The following is a 22268-nucleotide window of genomic DNA, read 5'->3' on the forward strand; positions in this document are numbered from 1 at the left end:
GTCCGGATCGCACGGCTTTTCAAGCCGCGTCACCAAGAAGCGCCGCACTATGTTGCCTCATCGGGCCGCAGATGCGCCTCTACCACGGTGCGGATGTCCTCGGGCGGCGGGGTCTTGGCGAAGCGGTCGGCCACGACGAAGACGCAGGTGAAGCGCCCCTCGAAGCAAAGCTCCCCGTCCTGACTGGCATCCACGCGGAAGTCGATGGAGCTGGTCCCGAGCCGCGCCGGCCATGTCCGGCAGACGAGGCGATGGCGCGGCGTGACGGGCGACCGGAAATCGATCGCCATGCGCACGAAGGGCGTGCCGAGATTGCGGTCGAGGTTGAGCTGATACCAGCCCGCCCCGCCGAGATGGCGCTCCCACCAGGCGTCGATGGCGTCGAGCGCGAAGGCCGGCAGCCGGGCGGTATAGGCGATCCCGGCCGGGTCGCAGTCGCCCCAGCGCACGGCGATCTCGTGCTCGAAGACCCCGGCGCCGGCCGCGCGGTCCTTCATCAGTAGGTTTCCACGTGGTAGCGCCCGTCCTCGCGCATCGCGTCGCGGACCTCCGGCCAGGCGAGCCCCGCCTCGGCCGCGACCTCGGTAAGCGCCTCTTCGACGCCCGCCTCCATCGCCTTCAGCCCGCAGATGTAGATGTGGCCCCGGGGATCCTTCAGAAGGCGGGCCACGGCCGCGGCCTCTTCGCGGAGCTTGTCCTGCACGTACTGCTTTGGCCGATCGCCGTCGCGCGAGAAGGCGTAATGCTTGGCCATGAAACTTTCGGGCACCTTCTTGAGCGGGCCGAAATAGGGCAGCTCCTCGGGTCGGCGGGCGCCGAAGACCAGGGTCAGCGTGCCCTCGCGCGAGGGCATCTCGCGCTGGCGGCGCATGGTGAAGGCGCGGAAGGGCGCCGATCCGGTGCCGGTGCAGATCATCATCAGATGCGCCTCGGGGTCGGATGGCAGCAGGAAGGTCGCGCCGAAGGGGCCCGTGACCTGCACCTTGTCGCCAGGCTTCAGATCGCACAGGTGGTTCGAGCAGATGCCCCGCTCCTCGCGCTTCACGGTGAGCGACACGTTGTTGTAGCCGGGGCGCTCGCCGTCGCGCGGGCTCGAGATGGAATAGAGCCGCGGCAGGTGCGGCTTGCCCGCGGCGTCCGTGCCGGGCGGGATGATCCCGACGGACTGCCCCTCGAGCACCGGCATCGGCTGGCCGCCGAAATCGAGCACGATGTGGCGCACGTCGCTGTCGCTCGTCTCGGCGGTCAGGCGGTAGTTGCCCTGCACGGTGGCCTCGGCCGGCTTGCCCAGATTGTAGAGGTTCACGCTGGGCTTGGCCGCCGTGGCGGGCGCCCTGGGCTTGCCGCCCGTGCCGGCATGAGCCTCGGCCAGCAGCGCCGCCATCGCCTCGTCGAGCGCCTCCACGCTCGCGTCCTCGCCCTCGGGCACGGCGATGTCGGCCTGCTCGGGCAGCTCCATCCACTCGTACTGTTCCTCGAGGGAATAGGGCTCGTTCACCACCCGCCACTCGTCGATGGAGCCGGTGGGACAGACCGGGATGCAGTCCATGCAGAAATTGCACTTGTCCGCATCCACCACGACATTGTCGTCGTTGTGCTCTATCGCGCCGATCGGGCAGGTCATCTCGCAGGTGTAGCAGCGGATGCAGATCTCGGGGTCGATCAGGTGCTGCTTGAAGGGTTTGTTCATCGCTCGTCGCTCCAGAATGGGGCGTTTGTCCAGTCATGCTCGAAGCAGTTTTGCTGCTCCAGCTCTATGCCGTCGCGATCCAGCCCAAGCCTGCGATAGAAGTCGGCATCCTCCGAAGGAACACCGGTTTCCTTGTTCACAACTAGGACAGGCAGCAGCGGCAACTTTTCCTGGCGAAGGCGTTCGCCCATTTCGGTAAGGATCTGACCGCAGCCTTGGTTTGCGCGCCCAAACTCTTTTGCAAATTCGCCATAAGTTACAACGCGACGCTCGGATGCCGCTCGCGCGAGAAAAGCCGCCTCGCGCCTATTGAACCTAGGCGACCGCAACTCCTAGCGGGCCTGTCGCTGGCCCAGCACGATGTCGGGCACGGTCATCGCCTCGATCATCGCGGCGCAGAGCCCACGACAGTTATGGCAGCCGACGCAGGGGCCCTGCACCGCCGAAAGCGTCTTCGAAAGGGCCGCCGTGCGGGGCGCCGCGCCTGCCTTGCGTTCGATTTCCATGGTCTCTCTCCCTGTTGACGCGGGCCGGGGGTGCCCCCGGCCCGGAGAGGCCCGTCAGGCCATGTGCAGCTTCACATACTCGAAGTCGCCGGGCTTGTTGTCGATGCCCACTTTCGGCGGCGCGATCCAGCCCGCGTATTGCCCGGGCTCGTAGACCGGCGTCATCAGCGACTGGATGAAGTCGCCGTCGGCATGGGTCGGCAGCCAGTCATTGACCTTGGCGTCATACTCCGCGCCCGAAACGAACTTGCCCTCGGGGTCGATCAGCTGGTTGGCGAAGACACCGATCTTTCGGTTGAAGCCTTCGTGCGGCAGCTTGAGCTCGAACTGCACGCCGGCCTTCTCGATGATCTTGTTCCAGCGCTTGATGCCGCCGGCCGCGTCGCGGGTGTAATCGTCGCGCAGGCGCATGTTGATCGCGGTGAGCGCGGGCGCCGCGATGCGCCTGATCTCGCCGTCCTCGATGGTCGTGACCTCGTAGGTGGCATCCTGCAGCCTGTGATCGTCGTCGATGCGGCTTTCCATGTAGCGGCCCTTGATGCCCGCGTTGAAGGCGTTGGCCGCGTTCGTCGACACCTCCTGCCCGAAAAGGTCGAGGCTGAGCGTGTAGTGCAGGTTCAGCTTCTTCTGGATCGTCGGCAGGTCGATGACGCCCAGGCTGCGGATCTTGTCGATGTCGTAGGGATCCTCGATCCCGTTCTCCTTCATCACCTGGCAGGTGCGCTCGATCGTGCGGCCCACGCCGGTCTCGCCCACGAACATGTGGTGCGCTTCCTCGGTCAGCATGAAGCGGCAGGTGCGGCTGAGCGGATCGAAGCCCGATTGCGCAAGGCTTTCGAGCTGCATCTTGCCGTCACGGTCGGTGAAGTAGGTGAACATGAAGAACGACAGCCAGTCGGGCGTCTCCTCGTTGAAGGCGCCCAGCATCCGCGGCGCCTCTTCCGAGCCCGAGGACCGGATCAGCAGGTCGTCGGCCTCCTCGCGGCCGTCGCGTCCGAAATACTTGTGCAGCAGGTAGACCATGGCCCAGAGGTGGCGCCCCTCCTCCACGTTCACCTGGAAGAGGTTGCGCATGTCGTAGAGCGACGGCGCGGTCAGCGCGAGGCTGCGCTGCTGCTCGACGCTCGCGGGCTCGGTGTCGCCCTGGATGATGATGAGGCGCTTGAGCATGTTGCGGTATTCACCCGGAACTTCCTGCCAGGCGGGATCGCCCGCGTGCTCGCCGCAGGGAATGGTGCGGCCCTCGACCTCCGGCGCGAGAAGCACGCCCCAGCGGTATTCCGGCATCTTGACGTAGTCGAACTTGGCCCAGCCCTTGGGGTCCACGCTGACGGCGGTGCGCAGATAGACCAGCGATTTCTGGAAGTTTTCCGGGATCAGGTCGTTCCACCAGTTGATGTAGCCGGGGTGCCATTTCTCGAGCGCCTTGAGCACCCGCTTGTCCGAGCTGAGCCCGACATTGTTCGGGATCTGCGTGTCGTAGCTTACGTTTATGAGATCCAGCATGGGGTCCGTCCTCCCAGGTGTCCGGGCGCGCGGTATGGCCCGCCCTTGTTCCGTTTCCCGCGTGTACTCACACGCGCTCCATGTCGTATTCGCCGCGATGCCCGGTGCCGTATCGCTTCAGCGCGCCGGCCTCTCCCACCGCGTTGGGGCGCTGGAAGATCCAGTTCTGCCAGGCGGTGAGCCGGCCGAAGATCCGCGTTTCCATCGTCTCGGGGCCCGCGAAGCGCAGATTTGCCTCCATCCCCGTCATCGCGTCGGGGCTGAAGCTCGCGCGCTCCTCCATGAAGATGCGCACCTCGTCCTCCCAGTCGATGTCATCGAGGATGTAGGTGACGAGGCCCAGATCATCGGCCTCTTCCGCCTCGAGCGCCTTGCCTGCATGTCCGCGGGCGGCCTCCACCGCCTCGGGCGCGCCCCAAAAGCGCGTCTCGAGCCGGCTGAGACCGTTCGCCATCGGGTAGCGGCCGAAATTGGACGCGCCCAGCGTCACCGTCGCGAGCGGGCGGTTGTCGCCCTCGAACTCGCCTTCCATCATGTAGGAGCGGTCCACGGCCCAGAGGATCTCCGCCAGCGTTCCGGCGAAGCAGGAACCGTGCTCGACCAGCGCGACCAGCGAGCGCGAGGTGACGTCGAGCCGCTTCAGCACCCGCTTCCAGTAGTGAAGGATCTCGGCGGCGAGCCAGTCCTCGTCCTCGTGGGCGAGCAGAAGCGCCTCGTGCGCGGTCACCTTCTCCGGGTCGCCCTGGGTGCGGAGCACCAGAAGGCCCAGCTCGGGCTCGTTGAGCCGCAGGTGAAGGATGGCGTCGTCGAGTTCCCGGGCGGCGCGCAGCATCCAGCCCTGGGCGCCTTCCGCGTGCAGGTCGGCCATCGCGCCGGGCGCGTCCTCCTCGGGGCCCTTGACCGTGACGGTCGCGCGGCGCAGGGCGCGGTCGACCTCCACCTCGACGGTGGAGTAGCTGACGGACCCGTCCTCGCCGAGGCGGCGGTCCAGCGGGGTGAGCGCGATGCCCGTCGCCCCCTCTCTCGGATGCCGCGCGGCGATCTCGTGGGCGCGCTCGCGCACGGCCTCGTCGAACTTCGAGTTCGGCACCACCTCGTCCACGAGCCGCCACTCGACGGCGCGCTTGCCCTTCACCCCCTCCTCGATGGAGCAGAAGACGTCGGCAAGATCGCGGCGCACCTTGCGCTTGTCGGTCACGCGCGTCAGCCCGCCCGTCCCTGGCAGCACCGCCAGAAGCGGCACCTCGGGCAGCGCCACGTTCGACGTCGAATCGTCGGTCAGCATGATGTGGTTGCAGGCAAGCGCGAGCTCGTAGCCGCCCCCCGCGCAGGAGCCGCGCACGGCCGCGATCCAGGTCTGCCCGGAGTCCGCCTCGGCCGCCTCGTAGCTGTTGCGGGTCTCGTTGGTGAACTTGCAGAAGTTCACCTTGTGCGTGTGCGAGGCGCCGCCAAGCATCCGGATATTGGCCCCCGCGCAGAACACGACCGGATTGCCCGACCGCATCACGACGGCGCGCACCTCGGGATGCTCGAAGCGCATGCGCTGGACGACGTCGTTGAGCTCGATATCCACGCCGAGGTCGTAGGAGTTGAGCTTGAGCTTGTAGCCCTCGAAAAGCCCGCCATCCTCGTCCACGTCCATCGAGACATAGGCAACCGGGCCGTCATACTCGACCCGCCAGTGGCGGTATTTCGAAGGGTCGGTCTGGAAGTCGATCAGCTTGGTCACGCTCGGTCTCCTCGAGGTTGGAATGCAACATACTGCGCGTCTGCCACTTGGTAAACAGCTTTATGCGTTATAATGCGTATAAAAGAGTCATGTTGAATCAGCATTTTACCAATCTACTGATTTTTATTACTCCTATAAGTGCACTATATTGCATATTCGTGATCGAATCGTCCGCCGCCGAGCAGGGTCGCCCGCGCCGCGGCGAGATCGAGCCCCATCACCCGCGACCGGCCCGAGAGCGCGCACTCGTCGAGAAGCCCCGCCACCAGCGCCTCGAGCCGCCGCGCCGCGTTCTCCCGGCCCATCCGCCGCTTCAGACGCGCGTTCGCGCACTGGATCACCGCGCGCACCAGGTGCCGCTCGGGCGCGTTGGGCGGCGCAGCCATCCAGACCGGCTCCAGCACCTCGTGGGCCTCCCAGTAATAGCCCTCCTCCAGCCAGCGCAGACCCGTCCGCCAGGCCTCGGTCGCGGCCAGGGCCTCGGGCGCGAGGCCCGGCATCACGCTGTCGCGGATCGCGTCGAACGCGCCCTCTGGGTGCCGCGGCGTCTCGCCTGGCACATAGGCGTGCGCGGGCCGCATGGCCTCAGGCCGTCTCGACCTCGGCGGCCTCGATCCGCGCAAGCCGCGCGCAGAACTCGGCCACCGCGTCGAGCGTGGCCTCGGGCCGCTCGAGATGCGGGGCGTGGCGGCACTCGTCCAAGATCACCGTGTCCACCGGCGAATAGGCCCGCTCCTCGAGTTCGCGGATCTGGGCGAGGGTGCCATAGGGATCCTCGCGCCCCTGGATCGCGAGGGCAGGAATGCGCAGGTAATCGATGCACTCGGCCACGTTCCACGCGCGAAAACCGGGATCGAGCCAGGCGTCGTTCCAGCCGCGAAAGGCGGCGTCGGGATCGCGGTGATACTTGGCCATGCGCGCCCGAAGATCGCCCGTCTCGAACGCCTCCCTCGCGCGCGCGATCTCACGCAGGCCGGGCTCCTCGGTGAAGAAATGCGGCGCCATCAGGACAAGGCCCCGGACGCGGAAATCCTCTACCCCGCCCGCGTATTCCGCCGCGATGGTGGCCCCGTCGGAGTGGCCCAGCAGAACGCCCTCGCGAAAGCCGATGGCGTCCAGAACCTGCGGGAGCACGTCCTGCGCCTCGCGCGTCATGTAGTCGAGCGGGCGGGGCAGATCCGCCGGGTCCGACTGGCCGTAGCCCGCCCGCGACCAGGCCATCACCCCCCAGCCGGTCCGCGCGGCCAGCGCCTCGGGGACGTCGCGCCAGAGCGCGAGGCAGCCCAGGCCCTCATGCAGCATCGCGATGGTGGGCGCCTCGCCGGGGGGCGGCCCCCAGCAGGCGTATTCCAGCCGCTTGCCGCCCGCCTCCAGCGTCGCGGGCCCGCGCGTCCAATCCGCCATCACGCCACCTCCCTCAGCTTGAAGCGCTGGATCTTGCCGGTCGCGGTCTTGGGCAGGTCCTCCACCACCTCGATCCAGCGAGGGTATTTCCATTTGCCGATGCGCGCCTTGACGAACTCCCTGAGCTCCTCGGCGAGCGCGGCGCCGTCCTGCCCGGCCTTCGGCACGATGAAGGCCCGGGGCTTTTCCAGCCCGTTCTCGTCACGCCCCGCCACCACCGCGGCCTCCAGCACGCCCGGATGCGCGACGAGCGCCTGTTCCACCTCGAAAGGCGAGACCCAGATGCCCGATACCTTGAACATGTCGTCGGTGCGCCCGCAGTAGACGTAGCGCCCCTCCGACGTGACCTCGTACTTGTCGCCGGTGCGCGTCCACTCGCCCTCGAAGGTGGTGCGCGACTTGCGGCGCTTGTTCCAGTAGCCCTCGGCGGCGGAGTGCCCGGAGACCAGAAGCTCCCCGATCTCGCCGGTTGCGGTGATCTCCCGCCCGTCCTCGTCCACGAGCCTGAGCTCGTATCCCGGCACGGCCCGGCCGGAGGTGCCGTAGACGACGTCGCCGGGGCGGTTCGACAGGAAGATGTGCAGCATCTCCGTGGAGCCCACGCCGTCGAGGATGTCCACCCCGAAGAGCGCGCGCCAGCGCTTGCCGATCTCCTCGGGCAGCGCCTCGCCGGCGGAGATGCAGCGCCGGAGCGGCACCTCGGGCGCGCCCCCCTGCCCCTCCAGATGCGCGACCGTGGCGGCGTAGAGCGTGGGCACGCCGCAGAAGACGGTGGGCTTTTCCTCGGAGAGGATGCGCACCGCCACCTCCGGCGTCGGGCGGCCGTTGAAAAGCACCGTGGTCGCGCCCGCCGACATCGGGAAGGTCATCGCGTTGCCCAGCCCGTAGGCGAAGAAGAACTTGGCCACCGAATAGACCGTGTCGGCCTCCTCTATCCCGAGGACCTCGGCGCCGTAGGTATCCGCGGTGTAACGCAGGCTGTGATGGACATGGCGCACGCCCTTGGGCTGGCCCGTGGAGCCCGAGGAATAGAGCCAGAAGGCGACCTCGTCCGCGTCTGCCTCCACCGCGGGCACCGGCGCGGCATCGCCGAGGAAGCTGTCCCAGGACTCGCTCCGGGCCGGGCCGGTCTCCACCCCGGCGGGCGCATCACCCAGCACGACCAGATGGCGCAGGTAGGGATTGCCGGAGAGCGCGGGCGACACCGTCTCCAGAAGCTCGGCCGAGACGAAGAGCACCGAGGCGCGGCAATCGCGCAGGATCACGTTGTAGACATCCGGCGCAAGCAGCGTGTTGAGCGGGATCGGGATCACGCCCGCCTTGAGGCATCCCCAGAAGATCTGCGGAAACTCGATCTGGTCGAGGACCAGCATGGCGGCCCGCTCCTCGCGGCGATGTCCGGCGCGCGAGAGCGCCGCCGCGACCCGCCCCGACGCCTCGGCGAGATCGCCATAGCTGAGCTTGCGCCCCGTGCCGAAGGCCTCGCGGAAGGCGGTCTTCGCGCCGCGGCCCTCCGTCACGTGCCGGTCCACGAACCAGCTTGCGGCGTTCTCGTTTGCGCTCATGCCTCGGCCCTCCCCTGCCGATGCGGCGCCCGGATGACGGGCGCGTCAGTTTCCGGTGAATTCGATCGCGCCCTCGGGCAGGAGGTAAAGCACGTGCGCGTCGCCTCCCCGGACGGTCGGATGGTGGTCGGTGCCCGGTTCGTAGACGTACCAGCCCTCGGTCCAGCCATCGAAGGCGGGCGCGCCGTCGATGGCCATCACCGCGCCAATCTCTCCGTTGGGGTGCACGTGGTGGGGGCCCTTCACGTCCTTCATGCGCACCACGTCCACCGAGAAGCCGCCCGCCTCGGCGCCGGGGCGGATCGCGCGGCCGAACTTGATACCGCCGGCCTCGCGCCCCATCAGCCACCCTTCGGCCTCGCCCTCGGCGCAAAGCGTCTTGAGCCGGGCGAAGGTCTCGCCGCCGGCGGGATAGGTTTCGTTGAGATATGCGGCGAGCGCATCGTCCAGAGGGCGACCCTCGATGTCGCGGGCGACCCGGCCCACCACCTCGGCGAAATCCGCAGCTGACATGGCTCTCCTCCCTGTCTGACGCAGAATCGAATTATGCTTTATAGTGCATTAATACGTCCGACGCGCAAGCCTTGCACAACTGTTTTGCATTTTTTTGCACACTCCACGCCGGCGAGCGGCTTCCGGCGCCCGCCGGCTGGAGCGTCACGAGGGGGGGGGTGAGCCAGACCCTGGCTTCGCGCCGGCACGAAAAAGGGCCGCGCCCCCGGAAGGAACGCGGCCCGCAAGGTCGGTGCTCCGGCGGCTTATTCCGCCGCCTGGATCTCGCCGGACTCGATCTGCTCGCGCTCGATCGACTCGAAGAGCGCCTTGAAGTTGCCCTCGCCGAAGCCGTCATCGCCCTTCCTTTGAATGAACTCGAAGAAGATCGGGCCGATCACGGTCCTGGAGAAGATCTGCAGCAGGATCCTCGTCTCGCCCCCGTCCACGACGCCCTCGCCGTCGATCAGGATGCCGTGCGTCTTCATCCGGTCCACGGGCTCCTCGTGGCCCTGCACGCGGTCGTGGCTGAGGTCATAGTAGGTGTCCGGCGGCGCCGGCATGAAGCGGATGCCGCGCTCGGCGATGACGTCGGTCGAGCCGTAGATGTCCTCCGTGCCCACGGCGATGTGCTGGATGCCCTCGCCGTTGTACTTCTTGAGGTAGGACACGATCTGCCCGGTCTCGCCGCGGTCCTCGTTGATCGGGATGCGGATCTTGCCGTCGGGCGAGGTCAGCGCGCGGCTGTAGAGGCCGGTGAACTTGCCCTCGATGTCGAAGAAGCGGATCTCGCGGAAGTTGAAGAGCTTGCCGTAGAACTCGAACCACTTGTCCATGTTGCCGCGGTAGACGTTGTGGGTCAGGTGGTCGAGGTAGTAGAAGCCCACGCCCCGCGGCTTCGACGGGGCGAGCCACTCGAATTCCGCGTTGTAGGGCGAGGTCTCGTAGTAATCCTCGATGAAGTAGATGAGCGAGCCCCCGATGCCCTTGATCGCCGGCACGTCCATCGTCTTGTCGCGGCCCTCGTAGGGCTCGGCGCCCATCTTCACCGCGTGCTCGAAGGCGTGCTGCGCGTCCACCACGCGCCAGCCCATCGCGGGGGCGCAGGGGCCGTGCTCCTCGACGAAGCGCGACGCGAAGCTGCCGGGCTCGGCGTTGACGATGTAGGTGATGTCGCCCTGCTGCCAGAGCTCGATGTTCTTCGACTTGTGCCGGCCGACGAGCGCGTAGCCCATTTTCGCGAAGAGGTCGCGAAGCGCCTGCGGGTCGGGATGCGCGAATTCCACGAACTCGAACCCGTCGGTGCCGGCAGGGTTCGCCTCGGTGATCTGCGCCTTGGGCGCGTCGTGCGGGAAAGGTCCCATCTGCGTCTCCTCCTCGATCGATCCTGTCGCGTTTCGTCGCACAGTATCGCACCACGAACGCCGCTTCTGCGCATTCTGCCAGTTCTCGCGCCTTCATTTCGCGCGAAACCCGCATTATGCTGCCTTGAAATGCAGGGGCCACGCATATGCTGGACCGAACCGATCTACGCCTTCTCGACGCGCTTCAGTCCGACGCGCACCTGACCGCGCAGGAGCTCGGCGAACGGCTTAACCTCTCGCCCAGCCAGGCCGGCCGCCGGCGCCAGAAACTGGAGGCGGAAGGCTACATTCGGGGCTACGCGGCTCGTCTCGACGCCGAACGGCTGGGACTGATCGTGCAGGCCTTCGTGCAGGTGGAACTCGCCCGCCACGGCCCCGAGCAGTCGGCGGGCTTCGCGCGCCTCGTCTCCACCCGGCCCGAAATCGTGAGCGCATGGACACTGACCGGCGAAGCGGACTACCTTCTTCGGGTATACTGCCCCGATCTTCACGCGCTGAACCGACTCATCCACGACGTGCTTCTCGCCCACCCCGCCGTGGCACGGGTGCGCAGCCAGATCGTCATGGACCAGCTGAAGCGCGACGCGCCGCTACCGACCTGAGAACCGCAACGGGACCCGCACCCGAATGGAACACTTCCTGCTCCAGGCCTCGATCTACCTTGCCGCGGCGGTCATCGCGGTACCCATCGCGTCTCGGCTCGGTTTCGGCTCCGTGCTGGGCTACCTCGCAGCGGGCATCGTGATCGGACCCGCGCTGGGTCTCGTCGGGGCGGATACCGAGGAGCTTCAGCATTTCGCCGAATTCGGCGTGGTGATGATGCTCTTTCTCATCGGGCTCGAGCTCGAGCCGAGGGCGCTGTGGAACATGCGCCACAAGCTTCTGGGGCTCGGCGGGCTGCAGATCGCCATCACCATGGCGCTGGTCGCGGGCGGCGCGATGGCCGCGGGCCTTGCATGGAACGTGGCGATCGCGCTCGGCATGATCTTCGCGCTCTCCTCCACCGCGATCGTGCTCCAGACGCTGTCGGAGAAGGGCCTGATCCAGACCGCGGGCGGGCGCTCGGCCTTCTCGGTCCTGCTCATGCAGGACATCGCGGTGATCCCGATGCTGGCGCTGCTGCCGCTTCTCGCACTGCAGGGCGCCGCAGGCGGGGCGGAGCACGCCTCGGTCGAGCATGGCGAGGCCCTCGGACACGCCGGCGGCATGTCTCTCGTCGCCGACCTGCCCGGATGGGCATCGACGCTGGTCACGCTGGGCGCCGTCGGCGCGATCATCCTCACGGGCGTCTACGCGACGCGGCCGGTCTTTCGCTTCATCCACGCCGCACGACTGCGCGAGATGTACACCGCGCTGGCGCTTCTCATCGTGGTCGGGATCGCCTCGCTCATGACGCTCGTGGGGCTGTCGCCTGCGCTGGGCACGTTCCTTGCCGGCGTGGTGCTCGCCAACTCGGAATTCCGCCACGAGCTCGAGTCGGATATCGAGCCCTTCAAGGGCCTGCTGCTGGGGCTTTTCTTCATCACCGTCGGGGCCGGGATCAACTTCGAGGTCCTGCTCGGCGCGCCCGCGCTCATTCTGGGGCTCACGCTGGGCCTGATCGTGTTGAAGGGCGCGGTGCTTTACGGCCTCGGCCTCGCCTTTCGCCTCAAGGGCCGCGAGCAGTGGCTTTTCACGCTGAGCCTCGCCCAGGCGGGGGAATTCGGCTTCGTGCTGACCTCCTTCTCGGTGCAGACGGGTGTGCTGGAGCGGACGCTCTCGCAACAGGTGCTGCTGGTGATCGCGTTGTCGATGCTGGCCACGCCGCTTCTGTTTCTCCTCCATGACTGGCTGGCGAAACGCCATGCCGAGGGGCGCGAGCCGGTCGAACCCGACGAGATCGACGAGAGCGGGCCGGTCATCATCGCCGGGATCGGACGGTTCGGGCAGATCGTGAACCGGCTGGTGCAGTCCACCGGCTACAACACCGTCGTGCTCGATCACGACATGAAGACGATCCAACTCATGCGGCGCTTCGGCTTCAAGGGGTTCTTCGGGGATCCGACCCGGCCCGAGCTTCTGCATGCCGCGGGGCTGAAGAACGCCAAGGTGCTGGTCGCGGCGCTCGACGATCCGGAGGCATCCACGCGCCTTGTCGCCTATGCCCGGCGCGAGCGGCCGGACCTGCATATCATCGCCCGTGCGCGCGACCGCACCCACGTCTTCCACCTCTACCGCGCCGGGGCCAACGACATCGTGCGCGAGATGTTCGACGGCTCGCTGCGGGCCGGGCGCTACGTGCTGGAAAACATCGGCCTGACCGAATTCGAGGCGGCCGAAGCCGAGAAGACCTTCTACCGGCACGACCGCGAGGCGGTGCGGGAACTCGCCAAGGTCTGGGATCCGGATATCCCGCCGTCGGAGAACGAGGCCTACATCGCCCGCGCGCGCGAGCTCGAGCGCGACCTAGAAACCCAGCTCACGGAACTGCTCGAACCCAAGCAGGACGTGGCCTGACCGGCCCCGCGCCTTCCGTCGCCCCGGCACGAAAAAGGGCCGCGGTCTCCCGCGGCCCTCGACGTGCACTGCAAGGCCTGGTCAGGCCGCGCGCGAAAGCAGCACCTCGTCCACCTGGCGCGCGGCGGCCACCTCGTCGCCGCCCGCAACGGCGGCCACTTCGCGGGTCAGGCGTTCCAGCGCCGCCTCGTAGAGCTGGCGCTCGGAGTAGCTTTGCTCACGCTGATCGTCGGCGCGATGAAGGTCCCGCACGACCTCGGCGATGGCGATAAGGTCGCCCGAATTGATCTTCTGCTCGTATTCCTGTGCGCGGCGCGACCACATGGCCCGCTTCACCCGCGCCTTGCCTTTCAGCGTGGACATTGCCTTGGACACGACATCCGGCGTCGACAGCGACCGCATCCCGATCTCGGTGGCCTTGTTCGTCGGCACACGCAGGGTCATCTTGTCCTTCTCGAACGAGATCACGAAAAGCTCAAGCTTGAGGCCGGCGATTTCCTGTTCCTCGATCGAAAGGATCTGCCCGACTCCATGCGCGGGATACACGACGTAATCGTTGGGACGGAATTCGATTTTCTTGGTCTTGCTCATGCGGTCCTTCCTCGCGCGCCGCCCGGGCAACGAGCGACAAAAAACGGTCGGAAATATGGGTATATTCCCGAGCCCGAAGCGTCATATGCGCTGCCGTGACCTACTGAAAACCCTTGCGGGGCGCAGGCCGGGCAACTCAATGTGACAGAAATATAGCACCTTTGGGCGCAGAATTCCAGCGCGTGCATGTGCAGCATCGAATAAGCAGCGCCACGTCAAATACTTAACGTGGAAACTTCGTGTCCCATAGGCGGCCGCCACGCGACCGCAGGGGCGAATCGGCCGGTCAGCCGCCCTCGCCGGGGGCTTCCGTGAAATACTTGTCGAGCTTGCCCTCCTCGCCGTCGCGCGCGTCGGCTTCGGGCAGCGGGTCCTTCTTGGTGATGATCACCGGCCAGAGGTCGGAATACTTGCGATTGAACTCGACCCATTTGTCCATGTCCGGCTCGGTGTCGGGGCGGATCGCATCGGCCGGGCATTCGGGTTCGCAGACGCCGCAGTCGATGCACTCGTCGGGATGGATCACCAGCATCGTCTCGCCCTCGTAGAAACAGTCCACCGGGCAGACTTCCACGCAGTCGGTGTACTTGCAGGCGATGCAGTTGTCGGTGACGACATAGGTCATGGGGCGGTTCCGGCTTTGTCTCTTCCGGCTCCCAGCTAATCCAGCCGGGGGGGACATTCAAGCGCCGGGGCCGCGCGTCCGGTCGAAGGCGCGGCGTGCCCGCTTGGTGGGGCGCCCGCCCGGCTCTGGACGCGGGGCGGCGGCGGCTCCTGGCGCGTCCTCGGCGTCAGGCCCGACCGGGTCGAGATCGTCATAATGCGTCTGCGCCTCGGCGGCGGGCCCGCGCCGCTCGGGCAGGGCCGCGACGCGCACCACGCGGATGCGACGGCCCTGCGCAAAGGTCAGCACGTCGCCCGCGCCCACGCCGGTGGCGGGCTTGGTCACCCGGGCGCCGTTCACCCGGCAATGCCCGGCGGAAATCTCCCGCGCCGACAGGCTGCGCGTCTTGAAAAAACGCGCCTGCCAGAGCCACTTGTCGAGGCGCTGGGTCGGCCGCGGCCCGTTCACGCCGTCAGTCCCGTGTCTTGAGGCCCATGAGCGCGGCCGCGAACGGGTTGTCCGGATCGATCCGGTCCGACTTGCGGGGCCCGGAGCTGAAGGTTTTCTCGCCCTCCTCGCGGCGCGGCTTGCCCTTCGCCTTGGGCTTGCCCTTGCCCTTCGGCTTGCCGCGGCCCTCGGCGCCCGCGCCACGGCCGCGCTGATTGCCCGCCCGCGCGCCCCGTCCGATCCAGGTGAAGGTATAGAAGACCTCGGTCTCGGCGCCTTCGGGCGTTGCGGCATCGGGCGCTGCCGCATCGTCGGGCGGAGCCGTGTCGCCGGTATCGGGCACGGCCTCGTCGGTGGCCCCGGGCACCGTCTCTTCGCTGGTCGCGGCGGCCGGCGCATCCGGGGCGGGCGCCGCGTCGTGCCCTGTCGCCGGTGGCGTCTCTGCCGCGCTCGCCTCGTCGGTTCCGGCCTCGGGCGCGGACGCAGCCTCAACCCCGGCGGCGTCCGGTGCGCCCGCCGGCGCCGCGGCCGGTTTCGCCTTGGGCCGTTCGCCGCGCTCGGCACGGTAGCCGAGCCCCTGCATCAGGTCCGCGAACTGCTCGAGCGTCATGCCGGTGATGGACAGCATCTCGGGCTTGGCCTCGAACCCCGCGCGGCCATCTTCGGCGCGCAGGAGATCTGCGAGGCGCTCCAGCATGTCGAGGCGGATCGCCCGCTCGCCCGCGTTGCGATAGCCCGCCATGGCATCGTAGCCGCGCGGCGCGCTTCGATCCACGGGCACGGTGACGAGGCCCGGCGGCGGCGCCTCGGGAAAGGTGTCGAGGCCCTGCGCGAGGCTCCACAGCATCAGGCGAAGCCGCGTGGGCGCGGGCTTCAGCAGCGCCGGCATGAACACGGTGAACTGGCCGAACCGCACGCCGTGCTTGCGCAGCGCGCCGCGGGCAGCCTGGTCGAGGTCCTTCACTTCGGCGGCGACCTGCCCGCGCGGCAGGATGCCGAGCCCTTCGACAAGGCGGAACGCGAAGCCGCGGGCGAGGCCCGTCAACGCCTCGTCGCGGCTCATGGCCAGGAGCGGCTCGAAGAGCGTGGCGATCTTGCGATCGACGAAATGCTGCAGGCGGCGCTCGACCTTCTGGACGACTTCCGCACCCGCCTCCTCGTCGACGAAAGCCTTGACCCGGGGCTTGAGCGGCTCATCGCCCGCGACCAGCTTGCCCACCGCCTGGTCGCCCCACATCAGGCCGCCCTGCTCTGTGTAGTCGATCTCGGTGTCGGGCGCGTTGTAGAACCGGTCGGCGCGCAGGTGGAAATGCGGCGCAAGCGCCTGCAGACCCGCGGATTTCAGCGTCTTGGCCTCCTGCCCGGCCGCCGCCTGGTCCTGACGGAACCGGAACCCCTCCAGCCGACCGACGAATTCGCCTTCGACGGCCACCTCGCCCTTCTCGTTCACCTCGGCCAACAGGGCCTCCTTCTGCTTGAGCCGGCGCATCAGCACCGAGGTGCGCCGATCCACGAAACGCTGCGTCAGCCGCGCGTGCAGCGCATCCGACAGGCGGTCTTCTACCGCGCGGGTGGCCTCGCGCCAATGGGTTTCGTCCGCCACCCAGCCGGCGCGTTGCGCCACATACGTCCAAGTCCTGATGAAGGCCAGCCGACGCGAGAGCGTGTCGATGTCGCCTTCGGTCCGGTCGATGCGCGCCACGTGGCGAGCGAGCCATTCGTCCGGAACGCGCCCGCGCTCGTGCAGGTGGCCGTAGATCGCCTCGAGAAGGCTCGCGTGCTCGGCGTGGCTGATGCCCCGGAAATCGGGAATCCGGCAGACATCCCACAGAAGCCGCACCGACGGCCCGTCCGAGGCGCGGGCGCGCACCTCCGCCTGCGCGGAGAGCGCGCGGAGCGCGCGAAGATCGTCCGCCTCCCGCGCGCGGGCCAGGATCTCGCTCTCCGGCGGGGCCTCGAGCGACGCGATGAGCGCCTCGACGGATCCGAAGGACAGCGCCGCGTTGCGCCATTGCAGCCGGCGCAAAGGGGTGAAGCGGTGCTCGGTTATGGCAAGCGCGACCTCGTCGGGCAGCGGCGGCGCCTCCCCGGTGACGCCGAATGTGCCGTTGGCCATGCCGCGCCCGGCGCGGCCGGCGATCTGCGCCAATTCGTTGGGCGCCAGAGGCCGCACCCGCCGCCCGTCGAATTTCGACACCCCCGAGAAGGCCACATGGTCGATGTCGAGGTTGAGCCCCATGCCGATGGCGTCGGTTGCGACGAGGTAATCCACGTCGCCGTTCTGATATAGTTCCACCTGCGCGTTTCGCGTCCGTGGGCTGAGCGCGCCCATCACCACCGCGGCGCCGCCCTTCTGGCGGCGGATCAGCTCCGCGATGGCGTAGACGTTCTCGACCGAGAAGCCCACGATGGCGCTGCGCGGCTTCATCCGGCTGATCTTGCGCGAGCCGGTGTAGGTGAGTTCGCTCATGCGTTCGCGGCGCACGAACTCCACCCCGGGCACCAGCGCGGCGATGGGCGCGCGCATCGTGTCGGAGCCCAGAAAGATCGTCTCGTGCTGGCCGCGCATCCGCAGCAGGCGGTCGGTGAAGACGTGCCCGCGCTCGGGATCGGCGCAAAGCTGGATCTCGTCCACGGCGACGAAATCGGCGCCCATGCCCTCGGGCATCGCCTCGACGGTGCAGACCCAGTACTGCGTGCGCGGGGGCACGATCCGCTCTTCGCCGGTCACCAGCGCCACCACGGACGGGCCGCGCACGGCGACGATCCGGTCATAGACCTCTCGTGCCAGAAGCCGGAGCGGCAGCCCGATCACCCCCGTCCGGTAGCCCAGCATCCGCTCGATCGCGTAGTGGGTCTTGCCCGTGTTGGTGGGGCCCAGAACCGCGAGGGTCCTGCCTTGCCGTGTCATTCGCTACTCCCCGCGGCCGGGCGCGGCGGCTAGAGTTCCGCGCCGAGAACCTCGCGCTCGAGCCGTTCCATCGCCGGCCCCACTTGGGGATGATGCGGGTGAATGGCAAGCACTTCCTCGTAGGCGCGCCAGGCCAGGCGCGGCTCCTCGAGCTGTTCCATGATGACGCCGAGGCCGTAGAGCGCGCCGAAGTGGTCCGGGTTGAGCGCGAGCGCGCGGCGCAGATCGCCAAGGGCGAGGCCGTATTCCTGCTGCCGGAAGAACGCCATCGCGCGCACGGCCCATCCTTCCGCGAAATCGGGCGCGTGATCCGTCAGCGCGGTCAAATGCTCCACCGCGACCGCGTAATCCTCTTTCTCGAGCGCGTCGCGGCCGCGGCGCAGGAGAAGGTCCATCGCAGACGAGCCCGACTTCGACCAGAGATTGCGGATCTCGCCGGCGACCTGTTCGGCCTGCTGCGGAGAGGCAGAGCGGAGTTCGCCAAGCATCTCGTCCGTCGCGCCGTCCTCGGACCACGCGGGCGGCGCGAAGGAGAGAGCTGCGGCGAATGCCGCGACGAGATGTTTGATCGGGAAGTCGCTTGTGACCATAAATCCTAGAATAGCTGTTACCCGCGCCGAATCCAGAGGCGCGTGGCGTTTCGAAGGAGCGATGTGATGAGCGACATGATCAACGAGGCCGTGAACGCCCTGAACGAGAAGCTTTCGGGCGGATTTGACGGGATTGCAAAATTCGTCATCGAGGGCGAGGGCGCGATCATGCTCGACGCCGGGGGGGTGCGTGCGGCCGACGAGGAGGCCGACGTGACGCTCACCGCCTCGGCCGACACGTTCCAGCAGATCCTGCACGGCGAGATGGACCCGACCTCGGCCTTCATGTCGGGCAAGCTGAGCGTGGACGGCGACATGGGCATGGCGATGAAGCTCGGCTCCGCGCTGGGCTGATGGAAGATGCGCCCTTCTTCGACGACCTGGTGAACGGCTGGCCCGCGGCGCGGGCCGTCTGGGTGCACGCCGAGGACGGGGCGCGGCTTCGGCTGGGGCTCTGGCGACCCGACGATGCCGCGCGCGGCACGGTGCTCGTGTTTCCCGGCCGCACCGAGTACATCGAGAAATACGCGCATGTGGCCGCGCGGCTTCTGGACCGCGGCCTCGCCGTCCTGGCGGTCGACTGGCGCGGCCAGGGCCTTTCGGAGCGGCTTCTGGGAGAGCCGCTTACCGGCCATGTCGGGCGTTTCTCGGACTACCAGCGCGACGTGGCCGCGATGCTGGCCGTCGCGCGTGCCGAGGCCCTTCCGGCGCCCGTCTTCCTGCTGGCGCATTCCATGGGCGGCTGCATCGGCCTGCGCGCGCTGATGGACGGGCTCGACGTGGCGGGCGCGGCCTTCACCGGGCCGATGTGGGGAATCCGGATCTCTGCGCTGATGCGGCCCGCCGCCTGGGCGATCAGCTGGAGCGGCGCGCGCCTCGGCCTCGGCCATGTCGTGGCGCCGGGAACCGGCCCGCAATCCTATATCGCGACGGCCCCCTTCGAGGGCAACACGCTCACCACCGATGCCGGGATGTGGGCGACGATGCAGTCCCACCTGCACGCGCGGCCCGAGCTGCAACTGGGTGGACCCAGCCTCCACTGGCTGCACGAGGCGCTGGCGGAGTGCCGCGCGCTCGCCCGCCGGCCCGCGCCGGACCTGCCCGCCATCGCCTGGCTCGGCAGCCGGGAGCGGATCGTCGACCAGGCGCGCGTCCATGACCGGATGCGGGGCTGGCCCTTGGGCCGGCTCGAACTGCTCGAGAGCGCGGAGCACGAGGTGCTGATGGAGCGCGCCGAGATACGCGACCGCATCCTTCGGGTGACGGCGTCCTTCTTCCTCGAGCAGGCGGGCGCACCTGCCTGAGCTGGCCACGCGGCCGGCCGGCCCTATACTGGCGCGCATGACACGGCCCCCGGTTCTCGATTTCACCGACCGCGGCATTCGCTGCCCGGCGGGCGGCTTTCACATAGACCCTTGGCGGCCGGTGGACCGCGCCGTCATCACCCACGCCCACGCGGACCACGCGCGTCCGGGGCACCGCCGCTACCTCTGCACGGACGGCACCGCGCCGGTCCTGCGCCACAGGCTTGGCGACGTGGCGCTCGAAACGATGCGCTACGGCGAGGAACGACGGATCGGCGATGCGGTCGTCTCCTTCCACCCGGCCGGCCACGTGCCGGGCTCGGCCCAGATCCGGGTGGAGGTCGCCGGCGAGGTCTGGGTCGTCTCGGGGGACTACAAGATTGCGGCGGACGGGCTGTCGGAGCCGTTCGAGCCGCTCCGCGCCCATGCCTTCGTGTCCGAGTGCACCTTCGGGCTGCCGGTCTTCCGCTGGGCGCCGCAGGACGAGGTCGCCGGCGCGCTGAACCACTGGTGGGCGGGCGCGGCGCGCGACGGGCGCACCGCCATGCTCGGCGCCTACGCGCTGGGCAAGGCGCAGCGGCTGCTGTCGATGCTCGACACCGGCATCGGCCCGATCCTCACTCACGGCGCGGTCGAGGGCGTCACGGACGTGCTGCGACAAGCCGGCCTGCCCCTGCCCGAGACGCGGCAAGTGACGCCGGAGCTCGACCCGAAGGATTTCCCGGGGGCGCTCGTCCTCGCGCCGCCCGCCGCGCTTGGCAGCACCTGGGCCCGACGTTTCGGCCCGGCGTCCACCGCCGTGGCCAGCGGATGGATGGGCCTGCGCGGCGTGCGGCGGCGCCGGGGCGTCGACCGCGGCTTCGTGCTCTCGGATCACGCGGACTGGGAGGGGCTGCTGTGGGCAATCCGGGGGACGGGTGCTGAAAAGATATTCGTGACGCACGGTTACACCGAAATATTCTCACGCTGGCTGAGCGCGGAGGGATTCGATGCCCGCATCGTGCCCACGCAGTTCGGCGGCGAGGCCGAAGACGAGGCCGAGGTGGCGCCATGATCCGTGTCCGGTCAACGACTTGCGGCTTGATCCTCGCATACCGGGGCCCCGGCCGCCGTCCGCCTGTGGACATGGCTGTGGAAAACCGGAGGTCCGTCGCGATTCCCGGCCGTTCAGCTTCCAACCTCCGGCGCGCGCAGGTCTCGTGAAGGACTTCGCCCGCCTCATCGCCCGGGTCGACGAGACCACGCGCACATCGGCCAAGGTGGACGCGCTGTCGGACTATTTCGCGACCGCGCCAGACGCGGACCGGCTCTGGACCGTGGCGCTTTTCTCGGGCCGGCGGCCGCGGCGCGCGATCACGACGACACAGCTGCGCGAATGGGCGGCGGAGCGCGCGGGCCTGCCGCTCTGGATCGTCGAGGAAAGCTACGGGATCGTCGGCGATCTGGCCGAGACCATCGCGCTCATCCTGCCGCCGCCCGCGCACCCGCGCGACCGCGGGCTGGCCGAGTGGATCGCAACGCTCAGGGCGCTTGCTGACCGGCCGCTGCCGGACCGGCGCGCCGCGATTCTCGACGCCTGGGACGCGCTGGAGCCCGCGGAACGCTTCCTCTTCAACAAGCTTCTGACCGGGGGCTGGCGCATCGGGGTGAGCCAGAAGCTGATGACGCGCGCGCTTGCCCGCGCGCTCGGCCGGGACGAGGCCGAGATGGCGCATCGGCTGATGGGCGCCTGGGATCCCGCGACCACGAGCTGGCAGGAGCTCGTGCACTCCGAGGCGGGCGCGGCGGATCTTTCGCGTCCCTACCCGTTCTACCTCGCCCACCAGCTCGACGCGGGGCCGGAAACGCTGGGCGATCCGTCCGGCTGGCGGGCGGAGTGGAAATGGGACGGGATCCGCGGCCAGCTTATCCTGCGCGACGGCCAGCATTTCGTCTGGTCCCGCGGCGAGGAGCTGATGACGGATCGCTTTCCCGAACTCGCCCGCGCGCGCGACTTCCTGCCGCCCGGCACGGTGATCGACGGCGAGCTGCTGGCCTGGCGCGACGGGCCGCTGTCCTTCAACGCGCTGCAAAAGCGAATCGGGCGCAAGACCGTGCCGAAGAAGCTTCTGTCCGAGGCGCCGGTCGCGCTCGCGGCCTACGACCTGCTGGAAGAGGGTGGCGAGGACATTCGTGCCCGTCCCTTCGACGAGCGGCGCGCGCGGCTCGAACGCCTGCTCGCCGATCTTCCGCCGGAGGCGCCGCTGGTTCTTCCGCCGCTTCTGGACTTCGACGACTGGGCCGCGCTCGCGGATGCACGCGCGCAGGCGCGGGCGCGGGCCGCCGAGGGGGTGATGCTGAAGCGCGGCGAAAGCCCCTACCTCGCGGGCCGCAAGCGCGGCGACTGGTGGAAATGGAAGCTCGACCCGCTGACCGTGGACGCGGTGATGATCTACGCGCAGGCCGGGCACGGGCGGCGCGCCAATCTCTTCACCGATTTCACCTTCGCGGTCTGGTCGGGCAACGCCCTTGTCCCCTTCACCAAGGCATACTCCGGCCTGACCGACGCGGAATTCGCCGAGATCACGCGCTGGGTGCGGCGCAACACGCTGGAGCGCTACGGCCCCGTGCGGCAGGTGCGCCCCGAGCAGGTGTTCGAGATCGCCTTCGAGGGCATCCACGAAAGCCCCCGCCACAAGTCGGGCCTCGCACTGCGCTTCCCGCGCATGGCGCGCTGGCGCCGCGACAAGCCCACCGCCGAGGCCAACACGCTCGACGATCTGAAAAAGATGCTCGCCGCTTACGGACAGACGGACGCGCAGGGCTGATTTTCCCGGCGCGCGCGGATAGACTGGGCGACACATCGGCCGAGGCCGGAAAACACGGGATTTACCCATGCAGGATTCGCTCTGGATCGCGATCGTAACCGCCGCGATCGTCTTCGGGCTCATGATCATCATCCCCATCGCCTCGTTTCTGCTGAAGGCGGCGGTCGTGGCATTGATCGCGGGCGCGGCGGTCTACGTACTGATGCGTCTTTTCGGCCGGCCCTGAGCGCGCCGCCTTCCCCTGGGGCACCCGCGGCGCCTC

General features: G+C 68.4%; 23 protein-coding genes. 7 read left to right on the forward strand and 16 right to left on the reverse strand.

The annotated features are described in order from the left end of the window. Positions 1-47 precede the first annotated feature (47 nt). The 11 genes from AB6A69_RS14145 to hppD form a co-directional block, all read right to left on the reverse strand. A complete protein-coding gene (locus tag AB6A69_RS14145; protein WP_371037905.1) occupies positions 48-497 on the reverse strand; it encodes an acyl-CoA thioesterase in 450 nt (149 codons plus the stop codon). Then, complete coding sequence (gene boxA, locus AB6A69_RS14150; RefSeq protein ID WP_371061245.1) at positions 497-1690, reverse strand: benzoyl-CoA 2,3-epoxidase subunit BoxA; 1194 nt, start codon at positions 1688-1690, stop codon at positions 497-499. The genes AB6A69_RS14145 and boxA overlap by 1 nt, the downstream gene beginning before the upstream one ends. Further along, the gene (locus AB6A69_RS14155; protein WP_371037907.1) at positions 1687-1881 is read right to left on the reverse strand and encodes a hypothetical protein; all 195 of its coding nucleotides are present in this window, start codon (positions 1879-1881) and stop codon (positions 1687-1689) included. Before AB6A69_RS14155 ends, boxA begins: the two co-directional genes overlap by 4 nt. A 141-nt stretch (positions 1882-2022) precedes the next feature. Then, a complete protein-coding gene (locus AB6A69_RS14160) occupies positions 2023-2196 on the reverse strand; it encodes a hypothetical protein (RefSeq protein WP_371037908.1) in 174 nt (57 codons plus the stop codon). A 54-nt stretch (positions 2197-2250) separates the two neighbouring features. Beyond that, a complete protein-coding gene (boxB, locus tag AB6A69_RS14165; protein WP_371037909.1) occupies positions 2251-3702 on the reverse strand; it encodes a benzoyl-CoA 2,3-epoxidase subunit BoxB in 1452 nt (483 codons plus the stop codon). Positions 3703-3769: 67 nt separating this feature from the next. Continuing rightward, positions 3770-5431: a 2,3-epoxybenzoyl-CoA dihydrolase gene (boxC, locus tag AB6A69_RS14170; protein ID WP_371061246.1), complete on the reverse strand. Its 1662-nt coding sequence runs from the start codon at positions 5429-5431 to the stop codon at positions 3770-3772. 143 nt (positions 5432-5574) lie between these two features. Beyond that, complete coding sequence (locus AB6A69_RS14175; protein WP_371061247.1) at positions 5575-6012, reverse strand: DUF309 domain-containing protein; 438 nt, start codon at positions 6010-6012, stop codon at positions 5575-5577. A 4-nt stretch (positions 6013-6016) separates the two neighbouring features. Beyond that, the gene (locus tag AB6A69_RS14180) at positions 6017-6835 is read right to left on the reverse strand and encodes an alpha/beta fold hydrolase (protein WP_371054546.1); all 819 of its coding nucleotides are present in this window, start codon (positions 6833-6835) and stop codon (positions 6017-6019) included. Further along, positions 6835-8400 carry a benzoate-CoA ligase family protein gene (locus AB6A69_RS14185; RefSeq protein WP_371061248.1) on the reverse strand — a complete coding sequence of 522 codons (1566 nt, stop codon included), beginning with the start codon at positions 8398-8400 and terminating at the stop codon, positions 6835-6837. The genes AB6A69_RS14180 and AB6A69_RS14185 overlap by 1 nt, the downstream gene beginning before the upstream one ends. 45 nt (positions 8401-8445) lie before the next feature. Continuing rightward, positions 8446-8913: a DUF4863 family protein gene (locus AB6A69_RS14190; RefSeq protein ID WP_371037914.1), complete on the reverse strand. Its 468-nt coding sequence runs from the start codon at positions 8911-8913 to the stop codon at positions 8446-8448. Positions 8914-9158: 245 nt separating this feature from the next. Further along, positions 9159-10256: a 4-hydroxyphenylpyruvate dioxygenase gene (gene hppD, locus AB6A69_RS14195; protein WP_371061249.1), complete on the reverse strand. Its 1098-nt coding sequence runs from the start codon at positions 10254-10256 to the stop codon at positions 9159-9161. A gap of 146 nt (positions 10257-10402) precedes the next feature. Here hppD and AB6A69_RS14200 point away from each other — a divergent pair, with 146 nt between their 5' ends. Together AB6A69_RS14200 and AB6A69_RS14205 are read left to right on the forward strand one after the other, a co-directional pair. Further along, on the forward strand, positions 10403-10858 hold the full coding sequence (locus tag AB6A69_RS14200; RefSeq protein WP_371061250.1) for an Lrp/AsnC family transcriptional regulator: 456 nt from the start codon (positions 10403-10405) through the stop codon (positions 10856-10858). A gap of 25 nt (positions 10859-10883) precedes the next feature. Next, positions 10884-12752 carry a monovalent cation:proton antiporter-2 (CPA2) family protein gene (locus AB6A69_RS14205; RefSeq protein WP_371061251.1) on the forward strand — a complete coding sequence of 623 codons (1869 nt, stop codon included), beginning with the start codon at positions 10884-10886 and terminating at the stop codon, positions 12750-12752. 81 nt (positions 12753-12833) lie between these two features. Here AB6A69_RS14205 and AB6A69_RS14210 read toward each other — a convergent pair whose 3' ends face one another. The 5 genes from AB6A69_RS14210 to AB6A69_RS14230 all read right to left on the reverse strand — a co-directional run bounded on the left by AB6A69_RS14210 (position 12834) and on the right by AB6A69_RS14230 (position 17895). After that, positions 12834-13343, reverse strand: a complete 510-nt coding sequence (locus AB6A69_RS14210) for a CarD family transcriptional regulator (protein WP_371037918.1) — start codon at positions 13341-13343, stop codon at positions 12834-12836. Positions 13344-13629: 286 nt separating this feature from the next. Next, positions 13630-13968 (reverse strand): ferredoxin FdxA, encoded by a 339-nt coding sequence (gene fdxA, locus AB6A69_RS14215; RefSeq protein WP_371054551.1) that lies wholly within the window; start codon positions 13966-13968, stop codon positions 13630-13632. A gap of 57 nt (positions 13969-14025) precedes the next feature. Beyond that, the gene (locus AB6A69_RS14220) at positions 14026-14415 is read right to left on the reverse strand and encodes an RNA-binding S4 domain-containing protein (protein ID WP_371037920.1); all 390 of its coding nucleotides are present in this window, start codon (positions 14413-14415) and stop codon (positions 14026-14028) included. A 4-nt stretch (positions 14416-14419) separates the two neighbouring features. Continuing rightward, a complete protein-coding gene (locus AB6A69_RS14225; RefSeq protein WP_371061252.1) occupies positions 14420-17305 on the reverse strand; it encodes a helicase-related protein in 2886 nt (961 codons plus the stop codon). 29 nt (positions 17306-17334) lie between these two features. Beyond that, a complete protein-coding gene (locus tag AB6A69_RS14230; RefSeq protein WP_371061253.1) occupies positions 17335-17895 on the reverse strand; it encodes a tetratricopeptide repeat protein in 561 nt (186 codons plus the stop codon). 66 nt (positions 17896-17961) lie between these two features. On the opposite strand from AB6A69_RS14230, the gene AB6A69_RS14235 reads away from it, so the two are divergent. The 5 genes from AB6A69_RS14235 (at position 17962) to AB6A69_RS14255 (ending at position 22232) form a co-directional block, all read left to right on the forward strand. Then, complete coding sequence (locus tag AB6A69_RS14235) at positions 17962-18249, forward strand: SCP2 sterol-binding domain-containing protein (protein ID WP_371061254.1); 288 nt, start codon at positions 17962-17964, stop codon at positions 18247-18249. Then, positions 18249-19199 carry an alpha/beta fold hydrolase gene (locus AB6A69_RS14240; protein WP_371061255.1) on the forward strand — a complete coding sequence of 317 codons (951 nt, stop codon included), beginning with the start codon at positions 18249-18251 and terminating at the stop codon, positions 19197-19199. The genes AB6A69_RS14235 and AB6A69_RS14240 overlap by 1 nt, the downstream gene beginning before the upstream one ends. Before the next feature lie 37 nt (positions 19200-19236). After that, on the forward strand, positions 19237-20253 hold the full coding sequence (locus AB6A69_RS14245; protein ID WP_371061256.1) for a ligase-associated DNA damage response exonuclease: 1017 nt from the start codon (positions 19237-19239) through the stop codon (positions 20251-20253). A 145-nt stretch (positions 20254-20398) separates the two neighbouring features. Next, the gene (locus tag AB6A69_RS14250) at positions 20399-22006 is read left to right on the forward strand and encodes an ATP-dependent DNA ligase (RefSeq protein ID WP_371061257.1); all 1608 of its coding nucleotides are present in this window, start codon (positions 20399-20401) and stop codon (positions 22004-22006) included. A gap of 67 nt (positions 22007-22073) precedes the next feature. Next, positions 22074-22232 (forward strand): hypothetical protein, encoded by a 159-nt coding sequence (locus AB6A69_RS14255; protein WP_371037927.1) that lies wholly within the window; start codon positions 22074-22076, stop codon positions 22230-22232. The last annotated feature ends 36 nt before the right edge of the window (positions 22233-22268 follow it).

This window comes from Rhodosalinus sp. 5P4 (assembly GCF_041365695.1).
GTDB lineage: Bacteria > Pseudomonadota > Alphaproteobacteria > Rhodobacterales > Rhodobacteraceae > Rhodosalinus.